At 42.9% G+C, this 13,843-nt stretch carries 12 protein-coding genes; 9 read left to right on the top strand and 3 right to left on the bottom strand.

Annotation, left to right across the window (positions count from 1 at the left end; genetic code table 11):
* Nucleotides 1-14 precede the first annotated feature (14 nt).
* Nucleotides 15-560 (bottom strand): DUF1564 domain-containing protein, encoded by a 546-nt coding sequence (locus tag JWG44_RS12225; protein ID WP_205275235.1) that lies wholly within the window; start codon nucleotides 558-560, stop codon nucleotides 15-17.
* Nucleotides 561-767: 207 nt separating this feature from the next.
* On the opposite strand from JWG44_RS12225, the gene JWG44_RS12220 reads away from it, so the two are divergent.
* Nucleotides 768-2,201 (top strand): YhgE/Pip domain-containing protein, encoded by a 1,434-nt coding sequence (locus tag JWG44_RS12220; protein WP_205275234.1) that lies wholly within the window; start codon nucleotides 768-770, stop codon nucleotides 2,199-2,201.
* A 41-nt stretch (nucleotides 2,202-2,242) separates the two neighbouring features.
* On the top strand, nucleotides 2,243-2,518 hold the full coding sequence (locus tag JWG44_RS12215) for a hypothetical protein (RefSeq protein WP_205275233.1): 276 nt from the start codon (nucleotides 2,243-2,245) through the stop codon (nucleotides 2,516-2,518).
* Between the two features lie 170 nt (nucleotides 2,519-2,688).
* On the opposite strand, the gene JWG44_RS12210 is transcribed toward JWG44_RS12215, so the two are convergent.
* Nucleotides 2,689-3,024, bottom strand: coding sequence for an LIC10421/LIC12816 family protein (locus JWG44_RS12210; protein WP_205275232.1), 336 nt, complete (start codon nucleotides 3,022-3,024; stop codon nucleotides 2,689-2,691).
* 964 nt (nucleotides 3,025-3,988) lie between these two features.
* On the opposite strand from JWG44_RS12210, the gene JWG44_RS12205 reads away from it, so the two are divergent.
* The 4 genes from JWG44_RS12205 to JWG44_RS12190 all read left to right on the top strand — a co-directional run bounded on the left by JWG44_RS12205 (nucleotide 3,989) and on the right by JWG44_RS12190 (nucleotide 7,058).
* Complete coding sequence (locus JWG44_RS12205) at nucleotides 3,989-4,411, top strand: VOC family protein (protein WP_205275231.1); 423 nt, start codon at nucleotides 3,989-3,991, stop codon at nucleotides 4,409-4,411.
* Between the two features lie 323 nt (nucleotides 4,412-4,734).
* Nucleotides 4,735-5,184: an acyl-CoA thioesterase gene (locus tag JWG44_RS12200; protein WP_205275230.1), complete on the top strand. Its 450-nt coding sequence runs from the start codon at nucleotides 4,735-4,737 to the stop codon at nucleotides 5,182-5,184.
* 79 nt (nucleotides 5,185-5,263) lie between these two features.
* A complete protein-coding gene (locus JWG44_RS12195) occupies nucleotides 5,264-5,728 on the top strand; it encodes a MarR family winged helix-turn-helix transcriptional regulator (protein ID WP_205275229.1) in 465 nt (154 codons plus the stop codon).
* 148 nt (nucleotides 5,729-5,876) lie between these two features.
* Nucleotides 5,877-7,058, top strand: a complete 1,182-nt coding sequence (locus JWG44_RS12190) for a thiolase family protein (RefSeq protein WP_205275228.1) — start codon at nucleotides 5,877-5,879, stop codon at nucleotides 7,056-7,058.
* A gap of 15 nt (nucleotides 7,059-7,073) precedes the next feature.
* Here the strand turns inward: JWG44_RS12190 and JWG44_RS12185 are convergent, their stop codons facing one another.
* Nucleotides 7,074-8,123, bottom strand: coding sequence for a helix-turn-helix transcriptional regulator (locus tag JWG44_RS12185; RefSeq protein ID WP_205275227.1), 1,050 nt, complete (start codon nucleotides 8,121-8,123; stop codon nucleotides 7,074-7,076).
* Nucleotides 8,124-8,232: 109 nt separating this feature from the next.
* Here JWG44_RS12185 and JWG44_RS12180 point away from each other — a divergent pair, with 109 nt between their 5' ends.
* The 3 genes from JWG44_RS12180 to JWG44_RS12170 all read left to right on the top strand — a co-directional run bounded on the left by JWG44_RS12180 (nucleotide 8,233) and on the right by JWG44_RS12170 (nucleotide 13,818).
* Nucleotides 8,233-8,448, top strand: coding sequence for a hypothetical protein (locus JWG44_RS12180; protein WP_205275226.1), 216 nt, complete (start codon nucleotides 8,233-8,235; stop codon nucleotides 8,446-8,448).
* Between the two features lie 695 nt (nucleotides 8,449-9,143).
* Nucleotides 9,144-10,247: a DegT/DnrJ/EryC1/StrS family aminotransferase gene (locus JWG44_RS12175; RefSeq protein ID WP_205275225.1), complete on the top strand. Its 1,104-nt coding sequence runs from the start codon at nucleotides 9,144-9,146 to the stop codon at nucleotides 10,245-10,247.
* Nucleotides 10,248-10,497: 250 nt separating this feature from the next.
* Complete coding sequence (locus tag JWG44_RS12170) at nucleotides 10,498-13,818, top strand: efflux RND transporter permease subunit (RefSeq protein WP_205275224.1); 3,321 nt, start codon at nucleotides 10,498-10,500, stop codon at nucleotides 13,816-13,818.
* Nucleotides 13,819-13,843 lie beyond the last annotated feature (25 nt).

Genomic DNA, 13,843 nt, shown 5'->3' with positions numbered 1-13,843 from the left:
TTTGTGTCAGATCTTTAGGAGATTAGAATTTTACGAGCCCAGGGAAAACTCATATCGAAAAAGGGACTTATCGGGTTTGGGTCGAATTCTAAGGTCCGGGTGATCGTGTTTTGGATTAGATCTAGGTGCCAGATATATCTGTAAACGTCATGAAAGGTAGGAACTCCCGCATTTAAAACTTCCACGATAGAATCTCCCACTTCAGCGTCTTCCAAAGACAAAAGAAAATTAAAAAGAAAACATCGAGAGACCCCATGAGCTTGAGCCAAAACCCCCAACATCGACCAATAACCGGTATTCACGCGGAAATTCATTTTTTTCATTTTTCCCGGACTTTGATAAAGAATTGAATCCGCTTTGGAATTTAGACGACTTCTGGAAGTCATCAACTTTGAGTATCTCCTCAAAAGAAAAGGAAGTTTTTTCGGAAGCCTTCTCTGTTCTTCTACAGACAGACGATCGAAGTAATTTTCAGGAATCAAAAGAGTCACAACTTTCTCTTTTCTTTCAGCAAGAAGAGATTCAATCTTCTCATCCGGACTTAAAAATATTTGTTCCATTACCTTAACGGTTCTTAGAAATTTTCACGCAGGCAGAATTCTTCAGAAAAAATGGAAACCAACAGATTTTTTTACTTACCTTCCCTTTCAAAGTTTAACTAAAATCGGAATGTTTTCTTTCTTACGATCGAACCTCGTCGGTGCAAGGCGGTAAAACGCCAAAAACATCCTGATTGACAAATCCGCATTTTCATAAACTTTTAAAAGATGCGAAAGTATCTTTGGATCGTCCTCCTATTCCTCCCCTGCCTCTATTACATTGGGACCCTTTTGAGTTGGGAAAAAAAGAAAAAACTTCCTATTACGGGTGACGAACCACACTATCTCATCATTGCGGAAAGTATCCTCCGGGATGCGGACGTTGACCTCAAAAATAATTACGAAGACGACGCAATCACAAAAAAGATCCTTGGTCCAACCGACGTTGAGAATCATACGATTCCGAAAAACGGAAAATTATACAGCGTACATCCGATCGGGACTTCTTGGCTCGTCCTATTCGGATACGCTTTTTCAGGAATCGGAGGGGCGAGAATTCTTCTGGCGATTCTTACCGGGCTTCTTCCTTTTATATTCTTCAATATTGGAAGAATGTTCCATCGATCTCGAAGCGAATCCGCGTGGCTGAGTCTTATCTACTCGATCGGCCTTCCCTTTCCGATGGTCGCCGGACAAATTTTTCCCGATTTACCCTCAGGAATTTTATTCATTTTTATCTTCTCCTCTCTTCTCTATCTCGAAACTCACACGAAAAAAAAAGAATTCCAGAATATTCTACTTTTTGCATGTGGAATCGGTTTCGGTTTTTTGGCTTGGCTCCACGTAAAGAATATGCCCGCGATGATTCCACTTCTACTCTGGTTCCTATCCAAAAAAGAATGGGGATTCAAATCGAAAATCGTATCCTTAGGCGTCACGGCCCTCTTCATTCTTAGCCTATTCTATTGGAATGATCTCTGGTATGATTCGATCAGAGGCTCCTTTTTTGCGGCTAAGAATGCGCCGCCAAGATTAGATTCCAGAATAGAACACTGGGTGACGGTCGGCTTGGGTCTCTTTATGGATCGTAATCAAGGCCTTTTCTTTCAAAACCCTTTGATCTGGATTCCGGGTTGTATCGGTTGGTTTTATCTTTTCCAAAGTCCGAAACTAAGAAAATTCGGAATCCTTTTATTCCTTACTTTAGGAATTCAATGGCTTTTAAATGCGGGTCATCCTTGTTCTTACGGATGCCTTGCATTGCCCGGAAGATTTCAATGGGGATCCGCAACGCTCTGGTTTATCCCTTTTCTCGGCGGGTGGATTCTTCTTAAAAACCATTCTAAGACGATTTCACAAGGAATCCTGATTCTTGCGGCCGTATATCAGCTTTGGATCGGAAAATACTGGTTTGATCATACCGCTTCTCTGTATCACGTAATGCAGCCTGATCCGGAAAAGAGACCCGGATTTTTTCCCGAATCGATTCTTCCCTATTTACCCTCCTGGACAGACCTTGAAAATTCTTGGAAAAACCCCATCAACGGGCTCTGGATCGGAATCTTTCTTTTTCCTCTCCTTGCCTTTGGCGCCTCCCAGATCCGGAACAAAAAAGAGAGTGAGAATGGTCTCAAACCTTTGATTGACAGAGAAAGTAAATGAGAACGAATATTCTAAAGTAACCCAACAAAAGAAGAACTTCTATGAAACGGAACCTCTATAATCCCCTTAAGAAATCCATTCTCCTCCTGCTACTTTCTATCCCTTCTGCCGGCTTTTGGGCGCAAGAAGCGAATACGGTAGTAAAAGAAAAAATGGTCTGTCAAAAAATCGAGCTCATCATCAACGGCCAAACGTATGACGACGGGCACAAATGTATTTCGCCGGAAGCGATCTGCTATCTTGTGGAAGGGCTTTCCTTGAGCTGTTTTGCAAATCCAAACAGAGAATCGACTCTGACAAAGCCAAAAACGAACTAAGGGAATTCAGATAGATCGATTGAGGAAATTGAAATCAATCCTTGCAGCGGTCTCTCCGACCACCCGGCCCAAAGACCGAAATCATTCTAAATCATTTTGAGTACAATAAAAAAGGCGTCTCTAAAGACGCCTTTTTTATCCAGCCTAAGAAAAACAGACTGAACTAAAGATTAAAGACTTCCAAGAACGGATTGATATCTTTGAGCTTCTCTTTCCAGAGCTTGTGCTTGTTTAATATATTTTTGAGACTGAACGTTGCTTGCGAGGAATTTTCCACCGGTGGATCTTCTTGCAAGTTCGCGAAGTTCTTCTGCTCTGGTGGCTTTTTGTTGAGCAACGGCTTTCAGGTAATTTCCGACCGCAGTTTTTTGTTCTTTGGTAACGGCACTTTCAACGATCGCTTTTTCCAAGAGTTGATCCTCAACTTCTTCGGATACCGCAAAAGCAGAACTAGTTGCCAAAAGGCCAAGAAGGGAAACCACAGAAATCAGTTTGTTTGTAGTCATGATATTGAAACCTCGAATGAGTTTTTATTTTTTTGAAGAACGAATCTTCGTTACCAGTTAGACAAAAGCTCTTTGAGAAATAAATCAAAAAAAACATTCTCACACCTTTTTCATTAAAAAAAGAGAAACGATCGGACGTAACATTCAGTTTTTAGAATATTCTATTTTATTTAAGCATCGCAACTTAAGCCTGACTCAAAAGAACACAAGGCATGTAACCATCGCTTAGTATTTGCAACGTTTATTATAGGTTTGAATGCAATGAATACAAAAGAAGAGTTCTTGCTTAATCGAAAGACGAATGTTTTGTTTAAGCGCATTCGTTTTTATTTTATAAACAACTCTTTCAAAATTCTTTTAATCTCTTGAAGAAATTGTATCCGAATTCGTCTCCGAGAGTCCTTTTTTAAGAAAAATTGAAACAATTGCCCCTCCCAACTACGTTGCCTTATTTTTGGGCATTTATTTTTTGGAAAATTTGTCGCGATAATTAACACAAGAAGTCAATTAATAGGACTTATATCTAAGAAAAGAGCAAATTTCGTGAAAACGAAACATGGCCGCTTCCGCCCTTCAAAAGATTATGTCTCAAAAGTTGAAAATTTTTTAGGAGATCCTACAAATTCTAAAAAACCAAAGCCCGATTTTCTACTTCAGAACCATTAGAGAAGACAAAATTCTATAAAAATTCATACGACACCGCGAGAAAATGGCGCCTGGATTACAAAAAAACAGGGGTTTGTACTGGATTCGCCCAAAAAAGCGACACTCTTTTTTTAGAAAAGAACCCCGAAAACGCTCACCCAAAACGTCTTCCTCTGTAAAAAAAGGAATCCGCCTTTTAAAAAACAACGTAAGAGCTCCCACAAATCTTCGAGGAGCCCGAACAAAATAGGAAAGAAATTTCCTTTTTTTACGAATTGTCTATTCTATCCTATATCCGATTTTTGTAACTGGAGAAAACATGAAATACCTTCACACAATGATTCGAGTTCAAGATTTAGAAAAGGCTCTCGATTTTTTTTGTATGACTCTCGGACTCGTCGTCTCGCGCAAGAAAGAACATCCTGAAGGAAAATACACTCTCGTCTTCTTATCAACGGGGGAACCCGACGCGCCGGAAATCGAGCTGACCTACAACTGGGGTCAAAAAGAACCTTATACGAGCGGAAGAAACTTCGGACATCTCGCTTTCGAAGTGGAAAATATCTACGAAACCTGCGAAAAGATTTCCGCGAGAGGGATCACGATCAACCGCCCTCCTCGGGATGGAAGAATGGCCTTCATCCGTTCACCGGATCTGATCTCCGTGGAACTTCTTCAAAAAGGACACGCACTTTCGCCGCAGGAACCTTGGCTCTCGATGCCTAATACGGGAGAATGGTAATCTAAGAATTCCTGGAAAAAAGGGTAGCTTTCCGAAAAAAACGGATCGATCGTCTTAAATCCGTTTTCAAAAATCAAAAACTTGAAAATTCCAGGACTGAATCCGAATATCTTTGAAAAGGACAGCGGAAGCTCTCGATGATAGATTTCATCCCCGTCCTTAGGATCATTTTTCGGAACTGAAGAATTTTTACTACATTCTATACAAACAAAACCGAGATCTAAGTTTTCAAAAAAAATCCCGATCGAGAATTCAGATTAAATTCGAATTGACTTTATATAGTGTATATGCACTATATATTTAAACGAGAGGAGAATACTAAGATGGAAGAAACATTTCGTTTTGAATTGAGAATTCCCGTCCGATTCAGCGACACGGACGTCAACGGGCACGTAAACAATCAAAATTACAATTCCTACTGCGACGAAGCAAAGATGAAAGCCTTTATAAGCTCCGGAATCGATATGGAAAAAACCAAAGAGAGTGGAATCGGACCGATCGTCTATAAAGCCGAATACGAATATCTTTCCGATCTCAAATATCCCGATACTGTGATCGTGAGAACCAGAGTTGAATTTATCAAAAAGACTCGTGCGATCTTTCATCAGCAGCTTGAAAGGGAATCCGACGGAAAAATCGTGAGCAAGGTCCGCTCTTACGGAATGTGGATCAACTTTGAGACCAAAAAACCAGCATTCTTACCGACGGAAGTTTTGGAAAAAATGGGAGAATTCAAATTCAACTTGGAGAACAAGGAAGCCGCCTTGGTTTAAAAAAGATTCTTTTCCGATTTCAAATAAACGCAAAAGGTAAGAATGGAATTGGAAATTGGTTTCGAAGAGGTGTAGGATTATGAAATTTTCGAACGAGGATTTAAAGGTTATCGGTCTTTCCTGTCTGAATCTCAATTTGAGAAGGACCACTCGATTGATCACGACGTTTTACGATTTCATTCTAAAACCCTCAGGTTTGAGAATCACTCAATTCACCGTACTCGCGAGCATCGCTTACGAGAAAGAACCGAGTATCTCCGATCTTGCAAGAATCACCGACATCGATCGAACCACCCTTCAAAGAAGTTTGGAAATTCTTAATCGAGACGGACTGATCCGAATCGAAAAAAAGGAAACCGGTAACGTTCGTTCGGTTTATCTCACAAAAAAAGGAGAGTCCAAACTTGGAGAAGGAATCGAACTCTGGAAACAAGCTCAAAATTCCCTTACTGAAAACCTCGGAAAAACAAAACTCAAAGACACGCTCAAAATACTTTCGGAGATACGAAAACTCCCGGTATTAAAAACGGTTTTGGAAGAATGATTTAGAAAATCATAAGGTTCTCTCCCAAAACCGGGACAAAACCTTGCAGTTTGATTTTTCTGATAAAGTAAAACGAGCTTCGGGACACGCCGTAAGTCTAACTTTTAGAATTAATATAGTGTATATACACCTCATAGGAGTAAATAGAATGGCTGTAATCATCGACGGAGTAAGGACTCCTTTTGGAAAATTCGGAGGAGGACTCAAGGACTTTAGTTCCTCGGAATTGGGAGTGATCACCGCAAAAGAGACGATCCGTAAAACGGGAATCGATCCTAAGGAGATCGAGGAAGCAATTTACGGAAATGTAATACAGGACGATCAGGATTCCGCTTATTTAGCCAGACATATCGGACTTAGATCCGGTCTTGCCGAAAGTTCGAGCGCCCTGACTCTCAATCGCCTCTGCGGTTCCGGTTTGGAAAGTATTCTCATCGGTGCGAGAAAGATTCTCTCCCAAGAGAACAATCTGATTCTTGCGGGAGGAACGGAATCGATGAGCAACGCGCCTTTTGTTTTAAAGAACGCGAGATGGGGAAATAAATACGGCAACTCGATCACGGAAGATCGGCTCGCGCAAAGCCTCAACGACTGTTTTGCAGATCTTACGATGGGAATGACCGCAGAAAACATCGCAAAACATTTTCGGATTTCGAGAACCGAACAAGACGAATGGGCCGGAATCTCGCAAGTCCGCGCGGAAAGGGCGACGATCCAGGGAATTTTCTCCGAGGAAATGATTCCGGTTCAGACCAAAGGAAAGAAGTCGATTCTTCTCCAAAAAGACGAACAGATTCGGGGAGCGGAATGTGTGGACCAACTCAAAAACCTTCCCACCGCATTCTTAAAGGACGGAAGTATTACGGCGGGAAACGCCTCGGGTATCAACGACGGAGCCGCATCCGTTCTTCTTTCTTCCGATACTTGGGCGAAAAACGCGAAGTTAAAACCTTTGGCGCATATTCTTGGTTATGCGAACGTAGGTTGTGATCCGAAGATGATGGGACTCGGTCCGGTTTTCGCGGTTCCAAAAGCGCTCTCCAACGCGGGAATCAAAATCGAAGACGTGGACCTTTTCGAAATCAACGAAGCCTACGCTTCTCAAACGTTAGCCGTTATCCGAGAACTCAAACTGGATCCGGATAAAACCAACGTAAACGGAGGGGCGATCGCGATCGGACATCCGCTCGGAGCGAGCGGCGCGAGAGTTACCTTGGCTCTTGCTTACGAACTGAAAAGAAGAAACAAAAGAATCGGAGTGGCTTCGCTTTGTATCGGAGGAGGACAGGGCATCGCAATCGTTTTAGAAAATTCCGAGTTTAGAAATTAGAACTCCGATTTCGATTCAAACGTTCTCCGAAAACGATTGATAATTGAACGATATTTGTTCGACGTTCTTCCGGAAAGCCTCCGCCAAGGTCTCCGGAAGAATTTTTTGAATCGTATCCCTTGCCTCGATCAAAAAAGGAAACAAACCTTCCTGATTGGTGATCTTAAATCGAAAAGAATCCCTTTTGAATTCTTCATAAGGAATTTCCGAGATTCCGTTTCTTACCTTATAAGAAAACTCCGGATCGCAGACCAACTCGACTTCGATCGGGTCGTGAACCTGAAAGAGCGCGGGATGAAGCACCCAATCCTGGGAGATTTCTTTTTTGAGTCCTTGCGGTTGATAGAGAGAATTTTCGGCGATCGATTCTAATTTTGTCATCTTTGGAATGATAAATCTTCTTCTTTCTTTTTTCTTTCGATCGTAAGCTAAAAGATAATAATCTTCCGAATTCTTTCGAATCAATCGGATCGGATCGACTTCCACTCGATACGTTTCTTCGGGAAACGTTTTGTAATATAAGAATTGGATGGGAGATCTCGTCTTTAAAGATTCAAGAAGTTTTTTTAAGATCTCTTCCGAAGCGCTGGTTTCGTTTTGGCTGAGAGATTTTTGGGTTTTTAAGTCCATCTCCAACTCCGGATAAACGTCCAACTTTCCTTCGAAAAGTTTTTGAGAAAGGGAATAGAGTTCGAGCGAAGGTGATTCCTGATAGGATTTGAGAATCGTTTCCGCGAGGACCTGCAATTCTTCCTTTTCCAATTTTAATTCCCGATTGGAAACGTTTCGATCCAAGACGTAACCTTCCTGAGTGGAACGGACAAAAAAACCGAGTTCCCCCAATTCTTCCACGTCTCTGGAAAGTTTTTTCCGATCGGAATCGGGATTCTCCAAATTTTGGTAATGATCGGGAAGGAGAGAACGGATTTTTGTAAAACTCATAGGAGAATGATGATTGAGAAGATTGAATAAGAGAGCGGAAAGCCTGGATTCCGTCCTTCCGGCTTCCTTGACGGGGATTGGAAAGTCCTCTTCCTCGTCGTTCCAGTTTTCATTTTGAGACATAGCTGAAACTTTCCGAGAATCCGGATTCTAAGCAACCCGAAAACCACTTGAATCCCTTCGCTTTCTTTGCAAAATCTCCTCATTCTTAGTTTTTGAAAAAGGAAGCAAAATGAATACTATCTTTAATTACGTCATTCCTCACACAGTCGGAGTAATTCTCATCGCGATCGGATGGTATGTGAGTATCTTAAACGTCGGCTTGACTCGTTTTACCGAGAACGTTCTGATTTCGAAATGGACGGTCGGCGGTTTGGTTATGATTTTAGTCGGGGCCTACCTTCCTGAAATTTGGATCGGAACCAGAAATCTTTTTAAGAAAGACTAAAAACAATAAAGAAGCCGGGAGCAATTCCGGACTCGCTTTCACATTTTGTAATACCGAATTCACGTTTGTTTGGTTTTAAGAAGAATCAGAAGATCCTAATGTGATTTGAATCAACAAATCCATTCCTTTTTGTTTAAACCCAAATCGATACAAGTTTGTGAATTTCAGTTCAGATAAATGCCAATTCCTTGAACAGCCAAGGGGCGAGCGAACCTAAACGTTTATACGGGAAGCCTGGTCCCCGAACAAAGGCCGGACTTTTCTGTAAGTTTTGTTTTATAGGAGTTCCTACATTTTCCCGAACAAAGGCCGGTCTTTTCCGGAAGTTTCGTTCGATAGGAGTTCCTACTTTTTCCGAACAAAGGCCGGATCGTAAGAATTCCTCAAGAAATCCCAAGCTCGAAACTGACGACGGCACTTCACCCGGATCGCAGGAGTTCCTACATTTTTTTCCACAGCAAATCATTCATGAAAAAGAAAAAGTTCCGGCGGTTTCCCCAAATTTACGAGAAAATCTCCCCACCCACGATCTTTCCGAGGGAGTTCCCACAAAAATCCCCCGGGCGGGAAAGATTTTTCTTGTACTTTTTCCCGCATCTACGAATCTCCGTTTGCAGACCGCCAAAAAGGAATTTACGAGATTCTTCTTTTGCATAGAATGCGACATAATAAAATTATATGAGCTTGAGTTGGATATGAGTAGCACCGAAACTGAAATTCTGGAAAAAAATCCCAAGAAAAAGACGGAGATTGAATTTCACAAACCCACTCTTTCTAGAGAGGATCTAAAAACGGTCTTAGAATGCCTCGTGGAAGACCATCTCACAACAGGAAATGTAACGACTCGATTCGAAAAGGTCTTCGCTTCCACTTTTCGTTTCAAACAAGTTGTTTCCAGTAGCAATCTTACTTCCGCCTATCATCTGGCTCTTCTTGCCCTTGACGTCCAAGCCGGAGACAAGGTAGTCATCTCGACTTTCGCTCCCGTTTCCGCACTCGATGCCATTTTTCTTCTCAAAGCGATTCCTCTCGTTGTCGATTTAGATAAGAATTCTTTCCATATGAACGCGGAAGGTTTGAAAACGGCGCTGGAAGATTCTTCCGTAAAGGTGATCATCCTGGATCACGCTTTTGGTGCGGTCGCCGACGCAAAAAAATATGACTTCAAAGGAATCCCTGTCATTGAAGATATTTCCGAAGTTTTAGGAGCTCAGAGCGAAACCTTTACTCCCGGAAAACAAGGAAGCCTCGCGGTCTGCGGTCTTTCCGTCGACCAGATGATTACTACCGGAAACGGAGCGATGATCATCACCGACCAAGAACCTCTCGCAAAAAAAATGCGAGCGATGAAGGCGGGAAAAGAACCTTATCAGAGAAAAGAAGGACAGCCTAAATTAGATTATAACCTAATCGACTATCAAGCCGCTTTAGGAATCGAACAACTTTCCAAAATCGGAATCATCTTAGAAAGAAAAAGAAAGATCGCCCAAGTTTATCTCCAATCGATCTCCGGAACATCCGTCACAACTTGGTACGGGGATCCGAATCTGGATTCCTTCAATCGTTTCATCATCATCGCACCCGGCGCTTACGAACAAGTGGAACGCTATTTCCGTTCTCTTCAAATCGGAACTCAAAGAGCTTCCGAGGAACCGATCCATCATATCTTGGAACTTTCCAATTCGGATTTTCCAAACGGAGAAAGACTTTTCCAAAGAGGACATTGTATTCCGATTTATCCGAATCTTACAAAAGACAATATCCAAAGAATTTCTCAAGCGATTCGAAGAATTTATTAACTCAAAAGTTTCCTTGAAAAACCAAAGATAGGAGTTCCTACTTTCTAAAAAGTAGGAACTCCTATCTTTCCAAAGTCATCGGCAATACTTTTCTCCATAATCTCCTAAAACATTCTTCTTGAATTGTTTTTAATTTCAAACTATTCAGACTTATTTTTGACCAAGATTCTAAATTTTCTCCACGGAAAATTGATAGTGATTTCTTTTTTAAGAAGGAGGTCCGTATCTGGTAGATACACTGAGGTAATCCATGAACATCGCCCAGCTTTCGATCAAACGACCTATTTTTATTTCGAGCATCGTTCTTCTCATGCTTCTCACCGGCTGGGTTGCATTGGGAAGAATGGGAGTCGATCTTTTCCCCGATGTAAACATTCCTGTAGTTTCCGTGACTACCATCTATCCGGGAGCCGGCCCTGAGGAAATCGAGGAACTCGTCTCCAAACCGATGGAAGAAGAACTTTCTTCCATTTCCGGTCTTAAAAAAATCTCCTCCCGAAACCAAGAAGGGGTCTCCGTTGTTTTTGGAGAATTCACTCTGGATACGGATATCAAATACGCAGAACAACAATTCCGCGATAAGGTCGGTCTCGTAAAACCGAAACTTCCCACAGGAATCAGAGAACCGAAAGTGGTTCGTTTCGACCCCGCAGATCAACCCATCATTCGTCTTGCTGTCTTTGCGGAATTGGATCAAGCAAAACTCTACGACTTAGCAAAAGAAACCATCAAAGCCAGACTCGAACAAGTACAAGGTGTGGGATCGGTAAAACTTGTCGGTGGAACCAGAAGAGAAATTCAGATCGAACTCGATCGAAACAAACTCAGTTCTTATCAGATGCCGATGGTGGTCATCGCAAATCGATTGAAAAACGCGGGCTTAAACGTTCCCGTTGGAAAGTTTGAAACCGGTTCTAAAGAAACTTCCTACCGAACCTTGGGAAGATACGAATCTCTTTCTCAAATCGAAAACACGATCGTTTCCTTTGGCGGTGAAGTCGGAAACGCGGTTTTAATCAAACAATTGGGAACCGTTCGAGACGGAACCGAAGACGAAGAAACGATCGGTTATCTCTGGGCTTCCAAAAACGACGTAGAAGAAGAAAAGACTTCCTTTTTTGCAAAAATTGGAAACCTCTTCAAAGGAAAAAAAGCAGTCGGAGAAGTTCCCAAAGAAATCAAACCCGCGCTTTTTATCGACGTCTACAAACAATCCGGCGGTAACACCGTTGCAGTCGCAGACGAAGTCCTCAAAAGAATCGGGAAACTCAACGAGGGAATCAAGGATATGGAAGGAAAGCCGAAAATTCGGCTGATCCGCGACGGTTCCAAGTGGATTCGATACAACGTAGAGGACGTAACCGAAGCGATCGTAATCGGGATTCTTCTCGCGGTGATCACGGTTTACTTTTTCTTAGGAAACTTCCGCTCCACGGTGATCACTGGACTCGCACTTCCAAACTCGATGCTCGGTGCATTCGTTCTTATGTGGGTTATGGGTTTTACGATCAACGTTATGACACTCTTGGCCTTATCCCTGGCGGTGGGATTACTCGTCGACGACGCAATCGTAGTTCGTGAAAATATTTTTCGAAAACTCGAAGAAGGAATGGGGGTTTTAGAAGCCTCCGAAAAAGGAACCACCGAAGTAACGTTAGCCGTTATCGGAACCTCCCTCACTGTGATCGCGGTATTTTTACCCGTTGGATTTCTTTCCGGAATCGTGGGACAATTTTTCAAACAGTTCGGATTGACCGTCGTGTTTGCAATGCTTATCTCCCTCTTCGACGGTCTCGCAGTAGCGCCGATGCTTTCGGCTTATTTCGCGGGAAAAATCGACCACAACGCAAAGAAAAACAGAGCCGTAGTAGCCTTCGACAAGTTTCAAACCTGGTTGGAAAAACAATACGGAAGAGTGATGAGAGTCGCCCTGAAAAGACCGGGTCTTGTACTTTTAGGGACTCTTGGAATTTTTATTCTTTCCATTTTTTCTCTGAAGTTCGTAAAAAGTACATTCTTACCCGCAAACGACCAGGGAGAATTTTTAGTAACCTTAGATCTTCCTCCTGGAACCAGTCTTCAAGGAACCAAACAGGTCGCCGACCAGGTTTTGGACGTACTCAAAAAAATTCCTGAAATGGATATGATCGCCGTTACGATCGGAAAACCGGACGGAGGAGAACCGAATGCGGCGACTCTTGCCATCGCATTAGTAAATTCTAAACAACGAAAACGTACTACGACCCAAGTCAAAGACGATATTCGGGAAATTCTCAAAAAGTTCATGTTTGCGAGACCCGCGGTTTCCGATTATAGCGCGGTCGGAGGCGGAATTCAATATCCGTTCCAGCTCGTGATCAAGGGTGAGAATCTGGCGGAGATGGAAGTATATTCCAAAAAGGTAGTAGAACGATTGAAGTCCATCTCGGATCTCGCCGACTTGGATACGGATTACAGAGCGGGTAAACCGGAATACCAGATCCATTTGGATAACATGAGAATGCAGTTGGTCGGAGTTCTTCCCGGCGTCGCGGGATCCGAACTTCGTTATCAGATCGCCGGAGACGAGGTCAGCAAATACTACGACAAAGGGATCGAGTATGAAGTAAGAATGCGACTGCGTCCGGATCAGAGAAACTTGAGAATGGCCTACGGACAAACCAAGGTTCCGAACATTGCCAACAAACTGATTCCTCTTTCTGCGATCAGCACCGGAAAAGAAACCGCGGGCCCGTCTCGAATCAATCGTATCGACCGCGCGAGGACGATCGTAGTCAACGCGAACTTGGCTCCGGGAGGAGCGGTTCAGGACGCAACTCGGATGGCGGATGAAATTCTTAAAAAAGAACTCCCTCCTCCACCGGGCGTACGATACAACTTCCAAGGACAATCCGAAGACTTTAAGGAATTGTTGGCGAATATCGTTTTGGCGTTCGGATTGGCGCTGGTATTTATCTATCTCGTACTCGCGTCCTTGTATGAATCGTTTATCACACCGGTTACGATTCTATTCGCGATTCCTCCCGCGATTTCGGGGGCATTCTTCGCACTTGCTCTTACAAACGAGATGCTCAACCTTTTCTCGATGATCGGGTTGATTCTTCTCATGGGTCTCGTTGCGAAGAACTCGATTCTTCTTGTGGATTACGCAATGCAGGCGATGAGGGACGAAGGATTGTCGAGAAACGAAGCGATCTACCAAGCGGGACTGGTTCGACTCAGGCCGATCTTGATGACTTCTCTCGCGATGATTATGGGAACCGTTCCCATCGCATTGGGATTTGGAGAAGCCGCAAAATCTAGGACAGCGATGGGGATCGCGATCATCGGAGGCCTCATTCTTTCCACCGTGGTCACTCTCGTCGTCGTTCCTTCGATTTTCGGATTTATCGATCGTTTTAGAGAATGGATCGAATCCAAGTTCCGTCCGGACTACGACATGAACGCTTCTTTGGTCCATCCGTCTTCCCATCCTTCGAGCGGTCAGATGGCCTACGAAAAAGAATTAATGCTCGCACAGGAAGAGGAATCTTTTTCTAAAAAGGCAATCCCTAAAAAACCGAAAAAATAACATTCAAAAAATAGAATGGAGAATC

It is taken from the genome of Leptospira ainazelensis (genome assembly GCF_016918785.1).
Taxonomy (GTDB): Bacteria; Spirochaetota; Leptospiria; order Leptospirales; family Leptospiraceae; genus Leptospira; species Leptospira ainazelensis.
This window is presented reverse-complemented; position numbering and strand designations above follow the sequence as displayed.

Excerpts from the sequence above, each read along its gene's own strand:
- JWG44_RS12225 (WP_205275235.1), bottom strand. The coding sequence starts at position 560 with ATGGAACAAATATTTTTAAGTCCGGATGAGAAGATTGAATCTCTTCTT.
- JWG44_RS12220 (WP_205275234.1), top strand. The coding sequence starts at position 768 with ATGCGAAAGTATCTTTGGATCGTCCTCCTATTCCTCCCCTGCCTCTAT.
- JWG44_RS12215 (WP_205275233.1), top strand. The coding sequence starts at position 2,243 with ATGAAACGGAACCTCTATAATCCCCTTAAGAAATCCATTCTCCTCCTG.
- JWG44_RS12210 (WP_205275232.1), bottom strand. The coding sequence starts at position 3,024 with ATGACTACAAACAAACTGATTTCTGTGGTTTCCCTTCTTGGCCTTTTG.
- JWG44_RS12205 (WP_205275231.1), top strand. The coding sequence starts at position 3,989 with ATGAAATACCTTCACACAATGATTCGAGTTCAAGATTTAGAAAAGGCT.
- JWG44_RS12200 (WP_205275230.1), top strand. The coding sequence starts at position 4,735 with ATGGAAGAAACATTTCGTTTTGAATTGAGAATTCCCGTCCGATTCAGC.
- JWG44_RS12195 (WP_205275229.1), top strand. The coding sequence starts at position 5,264 with ATGAAATTTTCGAACGAGGATTTAAAGGTTATCGGTCTTTCCTGTCTG.
- JWG44_RS12190 (WP_205275228.1), top strand. The coding sequence starts at position 5,877 with ATGGCTGTAATCATCGACGGAGTAAGGACTCCTTTTGGAAAATTCGGA.
- JWG44_RS12185 (WP_205275227.1), bottom strand. The coding sequence starts at position 8,123 with ATGTCTCAAAATGAAAACTGGAACGACGAGGAAGAGGACTTTCCAATC.
- JWG44_RS12180 (WP_205275226.1), top strand. The coding sequence starts at position 8,233 with ATGAATACTATCTTTAATTACGTCATTCCTCACACAGTCGGAGTAATT.
- JWG44_RS12175 (WP_205275225.1), top strand. The coding sequence starts at position 9,144 with ATGAGTAGCACCGAAACTGAAATTCTGGAAAAAAATCCCAAGAAAAAG.
- JWG44_RS12170 (WP_205275224.1), top strand. The coding sequence starts at position 10,498 with ATGAACATCGCCCAGCTTTCGATCAAACGACCTATTTTTATTTCGAGC.